The organism is Sphingomonas sp. PP-F2F-G114-C0414, assembly GCF_003688595.1.
Classification (GTDB): Bacteria; Pseudomonadota; Alphaproteobacteria; order Sphingomonadales; family Sphingomonadaceae; genus Sphingomonas.
This window is the reverse complement of record NZ_RCWT01000016.1, coordinates 1-17,504: the sequence shown is the minus strand read 5'-3', so window position 1 is coordinate 17,504 and position 17,504 is coordinate 1. Positions and strand designations below refer to the sequence as shown.

Below are 17,504 nucleotides of genomic sequence, written 5' to 3'. Positions count from 1 at the left end.
GATCGATCAGCTGCGTGCCGTGTCACCTGTCGTACACGACCCCGCCACAAACGACGCGCCAGCGGAACGAGGCTCTTCAGGACCTTACGGTCCGGCAACTCGGTCTCACGAGAGCAGGCCGGCCGCTGGACTTTACCGCGGCGATACGCTTTGGACCTCCTGCTGCGGTTCTTGGACTTGGTGTCATCGCTGGGAGAGTATCGCATGTGTGGGATAGCAGGGTATTGGAGCGCATCGAGCGCTACGGTCGATGCCACCCCGATGGCGGACGCGCTGACGCACCGCGGTCCCGACGATGGCGGTGCTTGGGCCGATCCTGCGGTAGGGATCGCCCTATCGCATCGCCGCCTGTCGATCGTCGATCTATCACCCGCCGGGCATCAGCCGATGGCGTCGCCCTGCGGACGCTACATGATCGTCTTCAATGGCGAGATCTATAATCATCTCGACCTGCGCCGCGAGCTCGAGGCGACCGGAGCGATCGGGTGGCGCGGGCATTCCGATACCGAGACGCTGGTCCACGGCATCGCGCGCTGGGGCCTGGATGCGACGCTCGAACGCGCCGTCGGGATGTTCGCAATCGCGCTGTGGGACCGCCACGCGCACACGCTGAGTCTCGCGCGCGACCGGATGGGCGAGAAACCGCTTTTCTATGGGTGGAGCGGGATCGGACTGGTGTTTGGCTCCGAGTTGAAGGCGTTGCGCGCCGCGCCCGGCTTTGCCAACCTGGTCGATCCGGACGTGCTGTCGCTGTACCTGCGCTTCAACTACGTCCCTGCCCCCTGGTCGATCCTTCGACATGTCTACAAGGTGGAACCCGGCGTGATCGTGACGCTGGGTCGCGATGCGCTTGGCGCACCGCCCGCACTGCCGCCAACCGCAGACGGTGCATCGCTGCCCGGTGTTACATGTCGCCGGTACTGGTCGCTTGACGCAGTCGTCGCGGCGGGGGCCGATCCGGCGATGACCGAGAGCGAGGCGCTGTCAGGTCTCGAAGCGCGGCTGACCGAGGCGGTGAAGATCCAGACAGTCGCCGACGTACCGGTCGGCGCGTTCCTGTCGGGTGGCGTCGATTCCTCGGCGATCGTCGCGTTGATGCGCAACGTCACCAGCGCCGACGTGAAGACCTTCACGATCGGCTTTGCTGAAACCGGGTTCGACGAGGCACCGCATGCCCGCGCGGTCGCCGCGCATCTCGGCACCGATCACCACGAGATGTATGTGGATGCCGAAGACGTCCGCGCGGTGATCCCCGACCTCGCGCGGATCTACGACGAGCCGTTTGCCGATTCCTCTCAGATCCCGACCGTTCTGCTCAGCCGGCTGACGCGGCAGTCGGTCACCGTCGCGCTGTCGGGCGATGGCGGCGACGAGCTGTTCTGCGGGTATAATCGCTACCTCGTGTCGCGCCGTTATTGGGATGCGGCCGCGCGCGTGCCGGCGCCGTTGCGCGCGGGTATCGGCAAGGCGCTTACCCGGTTGTCACCCGGCACCTGGGACGCGCTGACCCGGCTCCCGGGGGTGCCGCGCATCTCGATGCTGGGCGACAAGGTCCACAAGGTCGGCCGGATGCTGCAAACTGAGGTCGGGATCGCCGACATCTATCGCGCCTCCAGCGAGGAATGGTCGGGCGGGCTGCCGCTGACATCCGACATACGCTTGGCCGCATCGATCGATACGCCGCCTGCGCTGCGAAACGAGGCAGCCGAGCAGATGATGCACTGGGACATGCAATCCTATCTGCCCAACGACATCCTGACCAAGGTCGACCGCGCGGCGATGGCGGCCAGCCTGGAGACCCGCGTCCCGCTGCTCGACCACCGCGTCGTCGAGCAGGCGTGGCGCACGCCGCTCGCGTTCAAGGTCCGTGACGGCCAGGGCAAATGGGCCCTGCGCCAGATCCTGTATCGCTATGTCCCCAAGACGCTGATCGAGCGGCCCAAGGCGGGGTTCGCGATCCCGATCGGCGCGTGGCTGCGCGGTCCGCTGCGCGACTGGGCGGAATCGCTCTTGTCGGTTCAGGCGCTGGCCGAGCAGCCGACGCTCGACATCGCCGCGATCCGCGCACGCTGGGCCGAGCACCTCGCCGGCACGCACGACCGAACCGCATCGCTTTGGGGCGTGCTGATGTTCCAGGCCTGGGCGCGCGAATGGCATGCACGCTGAACCCAGACAGTCTTTCGCAAGCGACCGCCCTTCTCAAACCACCGGGCGTTGCCGTTTACGGGACCGCGCCGTAGAGGCATTTTGAATTTTCAGGAGTGACCGCATGCGCGTTCTCGTTACCGGCGCAGCCGGGTTCATCGGCTTCAACGTCAGCCGCCATCTGCTCGCACGCGGCGATACGGTGCTCGGCATCGACAGCCTCAACGAATATTACGACGTCACGCTGAAGCATGCTCGCCTCGCCGAGCTCGACAAGCTGGGCGACGGCTTCGCGTTCAAGCAGGTCGACTTCTCCGATCATGTCGCGCTTGAGGCTGTGCTCGACGGCGAATCGTTCGACCGGATCGTCCATCTCGGTGCGCAAGCCGGCGTGCGCTATTCGATCGAGAACCCGCGCGCCTATCTGCAAGCCAATCTCGCCGGGCATCTCAACATGATCGAGATCGCCCGCCACCGGAAGGTCGAGCATATGGTCTATGCCTCGTCCTCGTCGGTCTATGGCGGCAACGACACGCTGCCGTTCCGCGTCGAGGACCGCGTCGACCAGCCGCTGTCGCTCTATGCCGCCACCAAGAAGGCGGACGAGCTGATGAGCGAGACCTACGCGCATCTCTACCGGATCCCGCTGACCGGCCTGCGCTTCTTCACCGTCTATGGCCCGTGGGGCCGTCCCGACATGGCGATGTGGCTGTTCACCAAGGCGATCTTCGAGGGTCGTCCGATCGACGTGTTCGGCGAGGGCAACATGCGCCGCGACTTCACCTATATCGACGACATCGTCGCCGGCATCGTCGCCTGCGTCGACAATCCGCCCGCCGACGATGGCAGCGTGAAAGCAGGCGGCAGCGTCAGCCCGCACCGGATCTACAATATCGGCAACAGCCAGTCGGAGGATCTCGGCGAGATGATCTCGCTGATCGAACAGGCCTGCGGTCGTCCCGCCGAGCGCCGGCTGCTGCCGATGCAGCCCGGCGACGTGCGCGATACCTTCGCCGACATCAGCGCGATCCAGAACGACCTCGGCTTCGAACCGCGGACGACGATCGCCCAAGGCGTGCCGCAGTTCGTGGCCTGGTATCGCGAGTATCACGGTCTCTGAGCCATACGACTCTCGGGCCGAATACTTCGACCCGAGAGTCGCAGGCGTCATGACTGCGATGACGGAATCTGTCTAGAACACCCCGGAAACACCCCGGACAAAGGAACTTGCCGTTGCTCGACGAGTTTCGATATCGTCTATAAGTCTATGACGAATAGCAAAACTTGCCATTATTTGATGTGGACAAGGGCGGCGATTCGGGGCTATGGAAACTGCGATATTGGGTTTTCCGAATCCTACAAAGGGGATGAAGGCAATGAAATTGAAGGCACTCTACACGGCGATGACGGCGCTTTCGCTCGTCGCAGCGCCGACCATCGCGGCAGCGGCTCCCGTCGCTACCCCGCTCACGCAGCCGGCCAAGGAATCGGTCGATGGCGACAACGCACTTGCTAGCGGTGGTGGCTTCATCGTCGCTGCACTCGCAGTCGTTGCAGTCGGTCTCGGCATCTATGTTGCCGTCGACAAGAACGACGACACGCCCAACAGCCCGTAAGCCATCTGGTTTTCGGTAGAAGAACGGCTCGGATGGTTATCCATTCCGGGCCTTTTTCTTGTCCGGACGCTTTTGTCTGCCCTCTTAGATCGATCGATTGATCGCCCATGGCTTCGGTCAATCCCATGCTTGGAATGCTCGGTATCGTCGCCGTGATCGCGGCCGGACCGGTAACCGGCCTTGTCGCTGCGCAGGTCGTACAGCCCTTGTCGAAGTCGATCTCGGCGCTGCCCCCCCACCCTGCCCCGGCCCCGGTAGCGACCGCAGTATCGACTTTGCCGGGCCGGGAGGCGGATGGCCGGGTGGAGCGCATCACGTTTCGTCTCGCCACCGCCGGCCGAGCCCGTTGCCCGGCGCTCGAGCCCGCTCTCGGCCTCGTGCTCCAGCACCTATCGCAATTCGAGCTGGCCGATCGCGCAGGCATGATCACCGGACTGTCGCTCGATCGCGGCCCTGGCTTGATCGCGGTCGTTCCGGGCGGTCCCGCGGCGCTGGCAGGGATCCGTCCCGGCGACGTGCTGCTGGGGATCGATGGCCACGCGATCCCCCCCGAGACGGCGCTTGCCACGCCGTTCGATGCCGCCCGCGCGCATGCCCGCGCCGACGCCGTTCGCGACCTGCTGGCGCACACGAAGACCACGCCGTTTGCGATCTCGCTGCTGCGCAAGGGGGTGGTCTCGACCGTCACGGTGACGCCGCGTCTCGCCTGCCCGTCCTACGTCCACCTCGCGCGCTCGGACCAGCGCAACGCCTATGCCGACGGCCGCCATGTCTTCACCACCACCGGTCTGCTATCGACGGTCCGGAACGACGACGAACTCGCGTTCATCCTTGCGCACGAGATGGCGCACAACATCCTGCATCACGCCCTTGTCATGCGGGGCGGCGAGGTCGGACACGGCATCGGCCGCAATCTGGGACGCAGCGGCCGAATCGTGCGCGAAACCGAGCGTGAGGCCGATGCGCTTGGCGGGACGCTGATGCTCGACGCGGGGTTCGACCCGGTCCGGGGGGCCGCCATCCTAGGGCGTCTCGGTGGAGGCGATCTCGGTATCGAGCTGTTCGCCGCGCATGACTCCGCCGGCAAACGCATCGCCGCGATGCGCGCGCTGGCCGCGGCGCGCCAACGGTGAGCCAGCGTGATTTCTACCAGGTCCTCGGCGTCGCCCGCGATGCGTCGTCCCTCGACATCCGCGCCGCGTTCGTCCGGCTGGCGAAGCATCATCATCCCGATCACGGGCAATCAGCGCACCTGCCGGGACGTCTCCACGAGGTCCAGCAAGCCTATCGCTGTCTGTCGGAGCCGAGCACAAAGGCCCGGCACGACGTCGCCCTGGCGGAAAGCGAGCGGCTCCATATCGCGCACCAGCGCCGTGTGCGGACCCGCTTGGCCCGCTATGATGGGCGCCGTGCCAAACACGGCTCCGGGCCTAACCCGCCGCCCCGGCTCGAGGCCCATCGCAGGATCCGCTGGTGGGCGGTCGGCGTGCTCGTCGTGAGCGCGGCGATCGCAGCGAACGTGGCATGCCTCGTCCGCTGACTATTTGGCGCCGAAACCGGTAAACATGATGCCGATGGTGCGGAGCGCGATCAGGAGGTCGAGCCACGACGAGAAGAACTTGATGTAGTAGAAATCATAGTGGAGCTTGACGTGGACGTCGTCGAGCCCGGCGACATGGCCCTGGTTGACCTGCGCCCACCCCGTGATCCCCGGCCGCACGATATGGCGATAGGCGTAGAAGGGGAGCTCGCTCTCGTACCAGGTCGACAGCGGCACCGCTTCCGGCCGCGGTCCGATCCAGCTCATCTCGCCGCGCAGGATGTTGATGATCTGCGGCAGTTCGTCGATCCGCGAGCGGCGCAGGAAGCGACCGATACCGGTGATGCGGTCGTCGGCATCGCGGGTGATCGCCGAGTGCCGCGCGGCGACGTCGCCGGTCGTCGTCGCCTGCTCGACCATCGTGCGGAACTTGATCATGTTGAAGGGGATGCCGCGATACCCCATCCGCTGCTGACGGAACAGCACGGGTCCGGGCGAGCTCGCCCGCACCAGCAGCGCGACGACGATGAGAGGCAGCAGCAGGATCGGCAACAGCACGATGCTTGCGACGATATCGATCGTCCGCTTGATCCCGCGATAGCCAAGCGCCGGCAGCAACGAGCCGAAGCTGTTCTCGGACAGATGCTCAATCTGGACACGCCCGGTCACCGATTCGCGCAACTGCTTGGTATGGTAGACGGGAATGCCCGAGATCGCCGCCTGCGCCAGCATCCGCTCCCATTCGGGCGAATGGTTCGACCGCAGGTCGACGACGATCGAAGCATGCGGATCGTCGGGCACGACCGGTTCGATGAGCTTGATCCAATCGATCTCGGGCGTGTCGTCGACGATGCCCGTCTTGCCCACGGGGACGTAGTACATGCGCCTGGGTGCTGCGCTCTGATTAAAATAGCCGAGCAGGAACGTCACGCCCACCGACGCGAGATACCCGGTCAGCAGCATCGAGCCGCTATAGCTCAGACGCGAAGTCAACAAGATCGCCGCAGCCATCCCGAATGTCGTTGAGAAGGCGGGCAAGATGAAGCCGAACGCGCGCGCGCCCGGATAGATCGTGACCCGCCGGAAGACGAGCAACGCCGTAACCGCCGCGATCAGCGACGTCAGCTGAGTGTTGCCCGTGCTCGAAAGGTCTAGGGAGAGCGTGCCCGATGCTACCAGCGGCGCGGCCAACGGAACGAAATACGCCGTCAACGCCACCACCAAGAGCGGCTTGAGCAATCGAACGTCGGTATGGCTCACCCGCGTGGACCGTCCATTATCGCCGGTTATAAGCAAGAACCACCCCATACCGTATTAACAGCTTGTACGTTTTGCCGAGCCACGACCAAATCGACTTGCATGGCGCGGTATGCCCTCCACCTCTTTCCAGCAAGCATTACAATCCTGCTTGCCGCTGGAATGCGATCTTCACATCGACAGCCTCTGCCGACAGGAGTCTTGCTTACCCGACCAATCCACGATCTCGGTCGGAAACGGCGTTCAGGATTGCTCGGCCATATGCCGTCTTCTTGAACCTCTCGCCTGCTGCACACGCCTGGTCGGCAGTGATAAAGCCTCGTTCGTAAGCGATTTCCTCAAGGCATGCGATCTGGATGCCCTGACGGTGCTGGATGGTCCGGACGAACTCGCTGGCCTCGAGCAGGCTGTCGTGCGTGCCGGTATCAAGCCAGGCATAGCCGCGGCCCATCTGTTCGACGAACAGGTCGCCAGCGTCCATGTAGATGCGGTTGAGGTCGGTGATCTCGAGTTCGCCGCGTGGCGATGGTTTCAGGTCGCGGGCAAATTGCACGACCCGATTGTCGTAGAAATACAGGCCGGTGACGGCATGATGCGACTTGGGCTTTGCCGGCTTTTCCTCGAGGCTGACGGCTTTGCCGCCGTCACCGAACTCGACGACGCCGTAACGCTCGGGATCCTCGACGCGGTAGGAGAATACCGTCGCGCAACCCTTGCGCGCGACCGCGCTCGCCAGCAGGTCGGTCAGGTGCGCGCCGAAGAAGATGTTGTCGCCAAGCACGAGCGCAACATCATCGTCACCGATGAAGTCCGCGCCGATCGTGAACGCTTGGGCCAAGCCCTCCGGCTTGGGCTGTTCGGCGTAGGCGATCGCCAGGCCGAGTGCCGCACCGTCAGCGAACAAACTCTTGTAATTGCCGATAAATTCGGGGTTCGAGATGATCAGGATGTCGCGGATGCCGGCGAGCATCAGCACCGACAGCGGGTAGTAGATCATCGGCTTGTCGTAGACCGGCAGCAGCTGCTTGTTCACGGCGAGCGTCGCCGGATGCAGTCGCGTGCCCGAACCGCCTGCGAGAATGATGCCCTTCATCGGGGAATGTCCTTCTTGGGGGCCCCGAGCAGTTCGTCGAGGATGTTGCCGAGCGCGGTCTGCCAGGCCGGGGGATGGATGCCGTAGTCGCGCGTGATCGCGTCGTGGCTGAGCAGCGAATTCGCCGGGCGCGTCGCAGGCGTCGGATATTCGGCGGTGGTGATGCCTTGCACTTCGGCGCGGGCACCACCGCGCACCGCGCTCTGTACGAAAATCTCGCGGGCGAAGTCGGCGCAGGTGACCGCGCCCGCGTTGCTGAAATGATAGGTGCCGGTAGGGGCGACAGGGTCGTCGACGAGGCGCATCGTGATCGTCGCGAGCGCGGCCGCGAGATCGGCCGCGGACGTCGGGCTGCCGTGCTGGTCGTCGACCACGCGCAATGTCGGGTTGGTCGCGCCGACGCGCAGCATCGTCTTCACGAAATTGCTGCCGTGTGCGCTGACCACCCAGGCGGTCCGGACGATCGCATGGCGCGCGCCGGACGTTCGGACCGCGAGTTCGCCCCCGAGCTTCGACGCGCCGTAGACGCCGAGCGGCGCGACCGGATCGGTCACCTCCCATGCGCCGTCGCGCGCGCCGTCGAAGACGTAGTCGGTCGAGACCTGGACGATCGGGATACCGGCCTTCGCGCAGCCTTCCGCAAACGCCGCGGGCGCCAGCGCGTTGACCGCCCAAGCGGTAACGATGTCGCTCTCGGCCTTGTCGACGGCGGTATAGGCGCCGGCGGAGATCACCGCCGCCCAAGGTTCGGACGCGACCATCGCGGCGATCGCATCGGTATCGCGCAGATCGAGTTCGTCGATGTCGATCGCGGTAACCGCCCAGCCCTCCGGCCAAGAATAGCGCTTCAGTTCGGTACCGAGCTGGCCGTTCCCGCCGGTGACGAGGATCTGTTTCACGCCGCCAGCCCGAGGGGCGTCAGTCATACCGAAAGGCCGCGGCGCTGGTCGGCGCTGTGCTCGGCGACGATCGCCTGCCACCAGTCCTGATTGTCGAGATACCAGGCGACAGTCTTCTCGATCCCGGTCTCGAACGTCTCGGTCGGCTCCCAGCCGAGCTCATCCTTGATCCGCGTCGCGTCGATCGCATAGCGCTTGTCGTGCCCCGGACGGTCGGCGACGTAAGTGATCTGCGTCGCGTAGGACTGGCCATCGGCGCGCGGGCGGAGGCGGTCGAGGATCGCGCAGACGGTCTTCACGACCTCGAGGTTCTGCTTCTCGTTATTCCCGCCGACATTGTAGGTCCGGCCTGGCTCGCCTCTTTCGAACACCGCATGCAGCGCACGGACGTGGTCTTCGACGAACAGCCAGTCGCGGACCTGGTCGCCCTTGCCGTAGACCGGCAGGGCGGCACCGGCGAGCGCCTTGACGATCATCAGCGGAATGAGCTTTTCGGGGAAGTGATAGGGCCCGTAATTGTTCGAGCAGTTGGTGATCAGCACCGGCAGCCCGAAGGTGTGGCCCCACGCGCTGACGAGGTGGTCCGACCCCGCCTTCGACGCCGAGTAAGGCGAGCGCGGATCGTACGGCGTCTCCTCGGTGAACAGCCCGGTCTCGCCGAGCGAGCCGTAAACCTCATCGGTCGAGATGTGATGGAACCGGAAGCGCTCGCGAGCCGCCTCGTCGAGCGACAGCCAATAGGCGCGCGCCTCGGCCAGCATCGTGTAGGTGCCAACGACGTTGGTCTGGACGAACGCGCCGGGGCCGTCGATCGAGCGATCGACATGGCTCTCGGCCGCCAGATGCGTGATCACGTCGGGCTTGAACTCGGCGATCGCCGCGCGGACGGCATCGGCATCGCAGATGTCGCCCTGGACGAAGCGGTAGCGGTTCGACTGTGCGACCCGCTCGACCGTCGTCAGCGTGCCGGCATAGGTCAGCTTGTCGAAGTTGAGCACTTCGTACTGCGTGTTTTCCAGCAAGTGGCGGACGAGCGCCGAGCCGATGAAGCCGGCCCCGCCGGTGACGAAAATGCGCATCAATCTATCCTTCAAACGAGCGAGACGAGGACAGCCATCATAGGAAAATGGGCTATCGAAGTTTGCCAATAGCGGCTGGACCTGATCCTTTGCGCTCAGCTCGGGCGTCGTACCGATCGGGATCGGCCAGGCGATGCCGCCCGAACCGATTGCGGGATCGTCCCAGCGTATGCCCTGATCGGCTTCGGGCGCATAGGTGTCCGAGCATTGTAGATGACTTCACAATCGGGCTCGAGCGTCAGGAAGCCGTGCGCGAAACCGACCGGGATGAAAAGCTGGTCGCCGGTCTGCGCCGACAATTCCGTTCCAACCCACTTGCCGAAGGTCGGCGACCCCTTGCGAATATCGACCGCGACGTCGAAAATTCGTCCTCGAATACACCGTACCAGCTTGTCCTGCCCCCGCGGCGGGGTCTGGAAATGCAGGCCACGCAGCGTGAACGCGGACACAAATCTCATCATGCCTGCATCCTCACTACGATGCAAAACCGGTTTCAGCCTGATATTGTTAGCTAAGAACAGGGTTCGCTTCCACCGCCATGATCTAGAAACAGCAGCACTCGTGCTGCGAACGTGCTTCTGGTCTGAACACACGTAGTCCAGCCATTCTACTCATACTCCGATCGTTTGAATTTGCCGCGAAACCAGTCGCCTTGCCCAGCCTGCGGCTTGGTCCGCCCCTCATCGCATAGCGCCTGATCCAGCATGACCACGAGCGCAGCGCGATCCTGTTCGGGCACATCATCATGTCTCAGTCCTCCGGCTTCACCTCGATCGCACAGTGCACGGTGTTCCCTGACCTTCCAGCCCGCTTGCGACAGGCCTCCAGCGTTTTGCGATTAGCAGCGACCAGCTGATCGCCAGCCACGATACCGGCGAACGCCCTGGGTGACGCAGCCCGCATCAGGCGCTGCCCCCCTTCCCACATTGGCATGCGCAACGTCCGCGCCGCCATCCGCTCCGGCAACTGCCAGCCGGGCGGCATGGTCCGCGCGACTGGGCCCGCCAGCGTTGCCCACATGACCATCCCCAGCACAAGTCCGATCAGCCCAATGCGACGCACCCGCCCGCGCTGCTCGTCCGCCATGACATGCGAGTCCAGCTGACGACCGAGCTTCGTTGCGACCTCCTCGATCACCTGCCGTGCAGCGGCGATAGCACGGCGATCCTCGCTCCGCCCCGCAGTACCAACCTCTATGATCTGCCGGCCGATCTCATGCGGAGTAAGCGCCAGCGCCGGACTGTTTACCACCGCATCGATACGCTGCGCCGTCGCGTAGAGGTTCCGGGATATGATCCCCAGCGTCTCGGCGTAGTCCGGCGTGTCCGACGGTTCGGCGCGCTCGGCCGCCAGCCGCTCGACCGCGCGACGCATCAACGACACCTCGGCACGAAGGTCTTCGAAGGCCGTGGCCGCGTCGTCTTCGCCATCCGCCATCCGCTTGTCTCCTATCGGCTAAGGTCACGATCCTGCTGCCGGTCACGTTCGAACTGCCTCTGGCGCTCGAGCATCTGCTCGAGCGACGGCGCACTCTCGATATGGATCCCCAGCTCGGGTGCGCGGCGGGCCAGCTCTTCCTTCAGCATGGGGTCATGCCGCAGGTCGTCGACCATGACGGCCATGCGCCGCGCGACGGGGCCTGTGCGGGCATCACCGCGTTCGGCCTCCAGTACCCGCCAATGCTCCATGAACCGGTCGGCACGCAGCGCCGGGTCGGCCCGGACGCGGGCTTCCTCCGCCAGGGCACGGGAAACGGCCCGCATTTCGCCAGCGGCGACATCCCGGGCCAGCTGCGGATTGCACGCGAACGCCGACGCCAGATCGCTGCTGCCAAGATAGCGAGACCTGTCTAGCGTCTCGCTTGCGCGCGCCAGCGCGGTTTCCTGATGCGGCAACACCGGCAGGTATTTCTCACGCATGCGCGCGATATCGGCCGCGGCACGCGCATAGCGCTGGATCGCCTTCACCTCGCCCGGCCGGCTCGTGCTTTCGGTCACACGGTCAGGCACCTCCCGTGGCTTTGGCCTGAACCCGGCGAACATCGAGCGCGCCTTGGCCTCCACCTTCTCGATCACCGCCCGCGCCCGCTCGGGGAGCCGGATCTCACGCCTGTCGGCAAAAGCACGAACCACCTCAGGCTCGGCCGCATAGTCCGCCGCCATGTCCTTCGACCGGTCGCGTGACAGCACCGCGGCAAGCTTCGCGTCGCTCGCGAAGTCGTCGTGCCCGTAATGCAGCTGCACCCCGTCACGGTGCCGCGACAGGGCGACATAGGCCGCGTGCCGGTCCATGCCGGGCGTGGCGAGCACGTCGACGTGGTCGACCGTCACGCCCTGCGATTTGTGGATGGTAGCGGCATAGCCATGATCGACATGGGCATAGTCCTTGAGGTCAAACCCGACCTGACGGCCGTCATCGAGACGCACATCCATCCGTTCACTTGATACGGCCTCGATCATACCCAGCGTACCGTTCTTCACCCCCAGCCCGCGCTCGTTGCGCAGGAACATGATCCGGTCGCCGGTCGCGAATTGCCGCTCGCCCCGCTCCGCTTGCACGACGACATCGTCGCCAAGGTCGCCAGTTGCGCGCAACCGCTCGCGCGCCTCGCCATTGAGCGCCAGCACCTCGGCGTTGGTATGGGTGAGGATCATACGGGTCGAACCCGGCTCTGCCCGCCGCAACCGGTCCCAGCCCTCAACCAGATTTGCTCGCGCGGCCTCGCGCGTGTCCGCCGCGTGCACCATGCCGTGCTCGCGGTACGCGCCGATCGCCTCGGGTGTCATACCCGTCGCAAGCCACCGCGTCGCATCGCGCTGCCACGCCGCCCGCTGCCGGCGAATCTCGGTGATCTCGGCAGCACCGTGCCGCTCGCTGATCGACCGGAACGCTGCGCCCGCCTCGATCGCCTGCAACTGCTCGGGGTCGCCGACCAACACCACCTTGGCACCGGCCTGATCTGCTGCCGACAGCAGCCGCTCCATCTGCCGCGTACCGATCATGCCCGCCTCGTCGACCACCAGCACGTCACGGGGGCCGAGTTGTTCACGGTCCCTGCCCCATGCATATTCGAGGCTTGCGATGGTGCGCGACGTGATGCCGGAACCGCTCTCCAAATTCTCCGCCGCGATCCCGGACAGTGCGGCCCCGCGTACCGTGTAGCCGGCATCCTCCCACGCCTCGCGCGCAACCCCCAGCATCGCCGACTTGCCACTGCCGGCATAGCCGACGACGGAGGCGAGACCTTCGCGTTCGGTAATCCGCCCTAACGCGTCCCGCTGCTCGCCCGACAGGGTGAGCCCCCTGCCCTGCGCCGCGTCCAGAGCGCGCTGGACGCGAGTGGCAGCGACGAAGTGATCCCTGGTCCCGGCAAGCCGGTCGGATGCACGCTCCAACCGCGCCTCGGTCGCGATCATCTCGCGGCTCGTGAACCGCTCGTTGCCGCGCCCGTCCTTGCCCAGCGCAACGAGGTCTGGCGATGCCTTCGCAGCCGCCATCACCCGGTCATACTGATCCCTGCCCTCCGAATGCCGGAACGCAAAGATGGCGAGGTCACGGTTGGTGAACGTCGCCTGCGTTCGCGTGATCGCATCGAGCGCGATATTCGGGTCGGCGATGATACGCTCGCCATTCTCGCGCGCGATGCGGTCGTGATCCTCGAGCCGTTCGGCTTCGAGCCCCTGCCCCGGTCGCCGCGATGCAGCTGGACCGATCTTGTGCTGCGGCTCGAGCTTTATGCCCTGTTCGGCATAGGAGCGATGGTCGATCCGTGCGTCGATCCCGAGCTCTGCCAGCCGCTCGTTGACGTGCGCACCCCAGGCTTCCCGCCAGTGCTGCAACAGTTCGTTCTGGTTCCAGTCGCGCGCCTTCTGGCCAAAGCCGTCAGGCCCCACTTCGCGCATCGCCAGCATGACATGTGCGTGCGGCTTGGGGCTGCCGTCCTCGGCCTTGTCCCAGTGCACATTGAGATCGGCGACCATGCCGCGCTTCACGAACTGCTCCGCGACGAAATCGCGCGCCAGCGAAATGCCCTGCTCGCGGTTCATCTCACGTGGAATCGAGAACTCGATCTCGCGGGCGAGTTGCGCGTCCTTGCGCTTCTCCGCCGCCTCCACCTCGTTCCACAGCGTCGTGCGATCCTGCAACCGCTCTGGCGCGCCTTCCGGCAACATCACTTCGGAGTGAACAACGCCACTCTTGTTCGTGAAGTTGTGATGCCGTTCCAGACGATTATCGAACAGTTCGGAAGCAGAGCGATACGCAGCCGCAGCAACGGCGCTCGATCCCTTCGCGCGGCTGATGACCTTGGCGGAGAAATGGTAGATCGCCATGACGCCGCGTCTTTTACGCTTCTGAGCGCACGTCGGCAACGACGTTTAAGCGCGCACTCACGACCACTTCGTTTGGTCGCTCATGACTTGATGCTGTAACGTACGAACGGCATAGTCAGCTTTCGTGATGAGCCATGCGGGAACACACACGATGCGTAAAGTCCGGGACTATGACGCCGAGCTCAAAGCGCTGAACGATCGCGCACGAGACCTCAAAGCGAAGAAGATTCAACAGCTTGGTGAGCTGGTCGTCGCAACGGGTGCTCAAGGACTCGAGCCTGAGACCCTTGCAGGGGTGCTACTCGCTGCGGTTGCGACAGACGATGCTGATCGAAAGGAGGCGTGGCGCGCAACCGGCGCCGCCTTCTTTCAGCGACGAAGCCGCAAGGTCGTTTCAGACGACACGCAAAAGGGTGACACAAAGCCTGACAGCCATAGCAACGGCGGAGCGACACAATAGGGCCTTGGTCCTACGTTTGGAAGCAGCGCGGCGTCGAACTGATACGCGGGACTGGGTCGTGCAACGCCGAGAACGCACCCGCCACCTGATCGAACTGGGCGGCCTCGTCCAGAAGGCTGGCTTGGTCGATCTCACCGACGACGATCGCGCGACCATTTACGGCGCGTTACTAGAGACCGTCGGCAAGGCACGGAATAAGGCAAATGGCGATACGCTTGCGCTATGGCGACGACGTGGCCGACGTGCCTTCGCTATAGAAAAATGACATGGGAGACGGCGCAACTGGCCTGGCAACCGGCGCCCCTCATCTGATGAACGCTCGACCGAATTTGGCGAATGTCGCAGCTTTATTTTATGTGAGTAAAGTGGGAAACGGATACATGATGATCCATCGACGCGCCCTCCTTCGCGGAGCCCTGCTGGTACCGTGCGCGTCCCGCGCGTTCGCAGCGCAAAATCGCGTGTTCACGCCGGAAGAGTTCGGTGCGAAAGGCGATGGCGTAACGAACGACAGCGCTGCGATGGCACGCCTATCGACGGCAGTACGACTGTACGGCGGTGGGACTGTGGAATTTCGTCGCACGACATACGTCGTGGGCGCTCAAGGCCTCCAGGTGCAGGGCGCATTCGCCTTCCCCCCTCGCGAGCTGCTGACGTTCACGGGATGCTCTTTACCCCTTCATCTGAAAGGCAACGGCGCGCGCCTGCTTTGCGAACCGGGCTTGCGGTTTGGGGTATTCCGCGACGGCGAACCGTTCAAACATGTGATGCCGTACCTCGGCCCAGGAGTAGCCTCGCCCTACAACTCGATGATCCTGGTCGAGGGATGCACTGCCGCCGTTCGGATCTCGGATCTCGACCTTGAAGGCCCCGGCGACAGGATAATGGTGGGAGGGCAGTACGGCGACACCGGCTGGCAAATCCTCTCGACCGGACTGATCCTTCGAAACAACGCAGGGTCGGAGATCGTAGAGCGGGTTCGTACCCATCGTCATTGCCAGGACGGCATGATGATCGACGGTGTGGATGCCGATACACCAGGTGTCGAACGCAGCCTCGTCGGGGTCACGGCCGATTCCAACGGGCGCCAAGGCTGCAGCATCGTTGGCGGGCGAGGCTACCGCTTTACTGGCTGCTCATTCACCCGTTCCGCGCGGGGCAGTATCAAATCCGCACCGGGCGCTGGCGTCGATATCGAAGCCGAGGGAAAGAAACACGTCCGCGACCTCGCATTCTTCAAATGCCTCTTCTCCGATAATGGGGGGTGCGGCATGGTCGCGGACTCAGGGGATACCGAACGCGTTCGCTTCGAGAATTGTACGTTCATCGGCACGGTCAACTGGTCCGCCTGGCCGAGCAAGCCGTTTTTCAAATTTGAAGATTGCACCTTTGTCGGTGCGATGACGAGGGCGTTCGGCGATAGCACAGTTGCGCGTGCAACCACGTTCGCCCGATGCACTTTCGACGACGATCCTGCGCGCTCGCCCACCGGTGAAGTCTTTGGCGGAGGCGACGCAACCGCACCAATGGTCAATCTCGGGAACAACCGGAACGTGTCGTTCGACAAATGCCGCTTCTCGGCGCTTCATGGCTCGGTTCTGCCGTGGTCGACGGGCGCAATCTATCGCGACTGCACCATGGCGCAGGGCGACCGCGCATTCGGCTATCCCCGCGGCCAATTCGTCGGAACGAACCGGATCACCGGTAAGGTCGACCTCTACAACTCGAAGATTTCCGGCGTTTTGACGGTGAACGGCCGCCTGATCCCGCCGTCCAGGTAATAATAAGGGGCCATATTGCCGCTGCCCCAACCTGTTTCCCGGTACTTATACCGTCGTAGATCGCAATCCGGCAAGCCGATCCCGCGAAATCAGATTTGTTGGCGTGCTACGCCAGTATGGAGCAGCGTGAAGACGACCGATCACGCCGAAAGAGAGCGGAGCGCGACCGATGTCACGCCCCGCCCCTGTCACGTCCAGCGATAGACCGCTGGCTGTTGGGACACTGATAGGCGTAGACACGTAGACACGTAGACACGTAGACACGTAGACACGTAGACACGTAGCAGTGTAGACACATCGATCGCCATCGAGTGTGTCGGGAACGCGGTGGACAAGATTCAGATGGGTTCCTTTCGCCTCCTCGACGCAAAAAACTCATGAACCACGGCCGCCTTGCCAATAGGCGTTCATGATCAAACCCCAATGCCTGAATAGCTCTTATTGCGAGGCCCGCAGCGGGGGCCATTGGCGCGATGCGTGGATCAGGACGAGGATCCAGACGATATCGTCGACGACCTCATAAACGAGGCGGTAGCTTCGGTGGGGTGTCAGTTCGCGTGTGCCGGGGATTTCTCCCTCGTGTCCGAGCATGGGAAACAAGGCGAGCCCGGCGACCGCATCGTTGAACAGGCTGTCGATCCGTAAGGCAGCGTCTGAGTTACGCGCCTCGAGATAGTCCCAAATCGCTGCGCGGTCCTGCTCGGCTTCCGGCGTCCAGACGATCCTCACGCCCGGTCGGTGATCCGGGCGCGGCGCGCGGCGAAATCAGCCTCGACCGCATCATTGTCACGCCCCTGCCCCGCATCGACCGACACGCGCGCCGCCTTGACTTTGCGGTGCAGAAAAGCGGTATGATCGTGCTTTTCGACGAACTCGCGCATGAGTTCACGAACCACCTGCGATGCCGGACGGTGGCTCGCTTGTGCGGCAGCCATGAACTCCGCGCGGAGATCGGGCTCGAGCTTCATCGTGAACACAGCGGGCTTAGGCATGACAATCTCGCATCGATACTGACAAGGTATATACGTCGTCGCGACATAAGTAACAATGATCGCCGCGATTCTCGATCAAGCCCGGACGCACGAAGGGCGGGAAATGGCCCTAGCCGCTCCCCGCCCCGTTACGCGTCCAGCTATATGCCCGTTGCCGGGCGCAAGGCTCAGAAGTGCGTGATGATGCCGAGCATCGGACGGAAGCTCTGTGCCGAACCGAAGGTGTTGACCTCGGCGCGGATGCGGAAGCCGGCGTTGCCGGTGATGCCCTTGAGGCCGATGCTCTGCGGACCGACTTCTGCGCCGATGCC

At 64.1% G+C, this 17,504-nt stretch carries 17 protein-coding genes; 8 read left to right on the top strand and 9 right to left on the bottom strand.

What is annotated here, in order from left to right; genetic code table 11:
• Nucleotides 1-204 precede the first annotated feature (204 nt).
• From asnB to C8J47_RS17830, 5 genes are all read left to right on the top strand, one after another.
• Nucleotides 205-2,166 carry an asparagine synthase (glutamine-hydrolyzing) gene (gene asnB / locus C8J47_RS17850; protein WP_121886818.1) on the top strand — a complete coding sequence of 654 codons (1,962 nt, stop codon included), beginning with the start codon at nt 205-207 and terminating at the stop codon, nt 2,164-2,166.
• A 103-nt stretch (nt 2,167-2,269) separates the two neighbouring features.
• On the top strand, nt 2,270-3,265 hold the full coding sequence (locus tag C8J47_RS17845) for an NAD-dependent epimerase/dehydratase family protein (protein ID WP_121886817.1): 996 nt from the start codon (nt 2,270-2,272) through the stop codon (nt 3,263-3,265).
• A gap of 256 nt (nt 3,266-3,521) precedes the next feature.
• Nucleotides 3,522-3,761 carry a hypothetical protein gene (locus C8J47_RS17840; protein ID WP_133032097.1) on the top strand — a complete coding sequence of 80 codons (240 nt, stop codon included), beginning with the start codon at nt 3,522-3,524 and terminating at the stop codon, nt 3,759-3,761.
• Nucleotides 3,762-3,868: 107 nt separating this feature from the next.
• The gene (locus C8J47_RS17835; RefSeq protein ID WP_121886816.1) at nt 3,869-4,894 is read left to right on the top strand and encodes a M48 family metalloprotease; all 1,026 of its coding nucleotides are present in this window, start codon (nt 3,869-3,871) and stop codon (nt 4,892-4,894) included.
• Complete coding sequence (locus tag C8J47_RS17830) at nt 4,891-5,301, top strand: DnaJ domain-containing protein (protein ID WP_121886815.1); 411 nt, start codon at nt 4,891-4,893, stop codon at nt 5,299-5,301. Before C8J47_RS17835 ends, C8J47_RS17830 begins: the two co-directional genes overlap by 4 nt.
• Here the strand turns inward: C8J47_RS17830 and C8J47_RS17825 are convergent, their stop codons facing one another.
• The 7 genes from C8J47_RS17825 to traA form a co-directional block, all read right to left on the bottom strand.
• Nucleotides 5,302-6,561 carry a sugar transferase gene (locus C8J47_RS17825; protein WP_259467634.1) on the bottom strand — a complete coding sequence of 420 codons (1,260 nt, stop codon included), beginning with the start codon at nt 6,559-6,561 and terminating at the stop codon, nt 5,302-5,304.
• Nucleotides 6,562-6,763: 202 nt separating this feature from the next.
• Complete coding sequence (gene rfbA, locus C8J47_RS17820) at nt 6,764-7,651, bottom strand: glucose-1-phosphate thymidylyltransferase RfbA (RefSeq protein ID WP_121886813.1); 888 nt, start codon at nt 7,649-7,651, stop codon at nt 6,764-6,766.
• Entirely contained in the window at nt 7,648-8,577 is a 930-nt protein-coding gene (rfbD, locus tag C8J47_RS17815; protein ID WP_183129163.1) for a dTDP-4-dehydrorhamnose reductase, read from the bottom strand. The genes rfbA and rfbD overlap by 4 nt, the downstream gene beginning before the upstream one ends.
• Nucleotides 8,574-9,629: a dTDP-glucose 4,6-dehydratase gene (rfbB, locus tag C8J47_RS17810; protein ID WP_121886892.1), complete on the bottom strand. Its 1,056-nt coding sequence runs from the start codon at nt 9,627-9,629 to the stop codon at nt 8,574-8,576. The genes rfbD and rfbB overlap by 4 nt, the downstream gene beginning before the upstream one ends.
• Before the next feature lie 95 nt (nt 9,630-9,724).
• A complete protein-coding gene (locus tag C8J47_RS17805; RefSeq protein WP_310886144.1) occupies nt 9,725-10,090 on the bottom strand; it encodes a dTDP-4-dehydrorhamnose 3,5-epimerase in 366 nt (121 codons plus the stop codon).
• 289 nt (nt 10,091-10,379) lie between these two features.
• Nucleotides 10,380-11,066 (bottom strand): DUF6118 family protein, encoded by a 687-nt coding sequence (locus C8J47_RS17800; protein WP_121886811.1) that lies wholly within the window; start codon nt 11,064-11,066, stop codon nt 10,380-10,382.
• Between the two features lie 11 nt (nt 11,067-11,077).
• Nucleotides 11,078-13,960, bottom strand: a complete 2,883-nt coding sequence (gene traA / locus C8J47_RS17795) for a Ti-type conjugative transfer relaxase TraA (RefSeq protein ID WP_121886810.1) — start codon at nt 13,958-13,960, stop codon at nt 11,078-11,080.
• A gap of 151 nt (nt 13,961-14,111) precedes the next feature.
• Between traA and C8J47_RS17790 the strand changes: the two genes are divergently transcribed.
• The 3 genes from C8J47_RS17790 (at nt 14,112) to C8J47_RS17780 (ending at nt 16,201) form a co-directional block, all read left to right on the top strand.
• The gene (locus tag C8J47_RS17790; protein ID WP_121886809.1) at nt 14,112-14,420 is read left to right on the top strand and encodes a conjugal transfer protein TraD; all 309 of its coding nucleotides are present in this window, start codon (nt 14,112-14,114) and stop codon (nt 14,418-14,420) included.
• Between the two features lie 58 nt (nt 14,421-14,478).
• Nucleotides 14,479-14,685 (top strand): conjugal transfer protein TraD, encoded by a 207-nt coding sequence (locus tag C8J47_RS17785; RefSeq protein WP_121886808.1) that lies wholly within the window; start codon nt 14,479-14,481, stop codon nt 14,683-14,685.
• A 115-nt stretch (nt 14,686-14,800) separates the two neighbouring features.
• A complete protein-coding gene (locus tag C8J47_RS17780) occupies nt 14,801-16,201 on the top strand; it encodes a right-handed parallel beta-helix repeat-containing protein (protein WP_121886807.1) in 1,401 nt (466 codons plus the stop codon).
• 438 nt (nt 16,202-16,639) lie between these two features.
• On the opposite strand, the gene C8J47_RS17775 is transcribed toward C8J47_RS17780, so the two are convergent.
• Together C8J47_RS17775 and C8J47_RS17770 are read right to left on the bottom strand one after the other, a co-directional pair.
• A complete protein-coding gene (locus tag C8J47_RS17775) occupies nt 16,640-16,930 on the bottom strand; it encodes a type II toxin-antitoxin system RelE/ParE family toxin (protein ID WP_121886806.1) in 291 nt (96 codons plus the stop codon).
• On the bottom strand, nt 16,927-17,193 hold the full coding sequence (locus C8J47_RS17770; protein ID WP_121886805.1) for an antitoxin of toxin-antitoxin stability system: 267 nt from the start codon (nt 17,191-17,193) through the stop codon (nt 16,927-16,929). Before C8J47_RS17770 ends, C8J47_RS17775 begins: the two co-directional genes overlap by 4 nt.
• Between the last annotated feature and the right edge of the window lie 311 nt (nt 17,194-17,504).

Coding starts and splice junctions, on each gene's coding strand:
- asnB (WP_121886818.1), top strand. CDS start 205: ATGTGTGGGATAGCAGGGTATTGGAGCGCATCGAGCGCTACGGTCGAT.
- C8J47_RS17845 (WP_121886817.1), top strand. CDS start 2,270: ATGCGCGTTCTCGTTACCGGCGCAGCCGGGTTCATCGGCTTCAACGTC.
- C8J47_RS17840 (WP_133032097.1), top strand. CDS start 3,522: ATGAAATTGAAGGCACTCTACACGGCGATGACGGCGCTTTCGCTCGTC.
- C8J47_RS17835 (WP_121886816.1), top strand. CDS start 3,869: ATGGCTTCGGTCAATCCCATGCTTGGAATGCTCGGTATCGTCGCCGTG.
- rfbA (WP_121886813.1), bottom strand. CDS start 7,651: ATGAAGGGCATCATTCTCGCAGGCGGTTCGGGCACGCGACTGCATCCG.
- rfbD (WP_183129163.1), bottom strand. CDS start 8,577: ATGACTGACGCCCCTCGGGCTGGCGGCGTGAAACAGATCCTCGTCACC.
- rfbB (WP_121886892.1), bottom strand. CDS start 9,629: ATGCGCATTTTCGTCACCGGCGGGGCCGGCTTCATCGGCTCGGCGCTC.
- C8J47_RS17805 (WP_310886144.1), bottom strand. CDS start 10,090: ATGATGAGATTTGTGTCCGCGTTCACGCTGCGTGGCCTGCATTTCCAG.
- C8J47_RS17800 (WP_121886811.1), bottom strand. CDS start 11,066: ATGGCGGATGGCGAAGACGACGCGGCCACGGCCTTCGAAGACCTTCGT.
- traA (WP_121886810.1), bottom strand. CDS start 13,960: ATGGCGATCTACCATTTCTCCGCCAAGGTCATCAGCCGCGCGAAGGGA.
- C8J47_RS17790 (WP_121886809.1), top strand. CDS start 14,112: ATGCGTAAAGTCCGGGACTATGACGCCGAGCTCAAAGCGCTGAACGAT.
- C8J47_RS17780 (WP_121886807.1), top strand. CDS start 14,801: ATGATGATCCATCGACGCGCCCTCCTTCGCGGAGCCCTGCTGGTACCG.
- C8J47_RS17770 (WP_121886805.1), bottom strand. CDS start 17,193: ATGCCTAAGCCCGCTGTGTTCACGATGAAGCTCGAGCCCGATCTCCGC.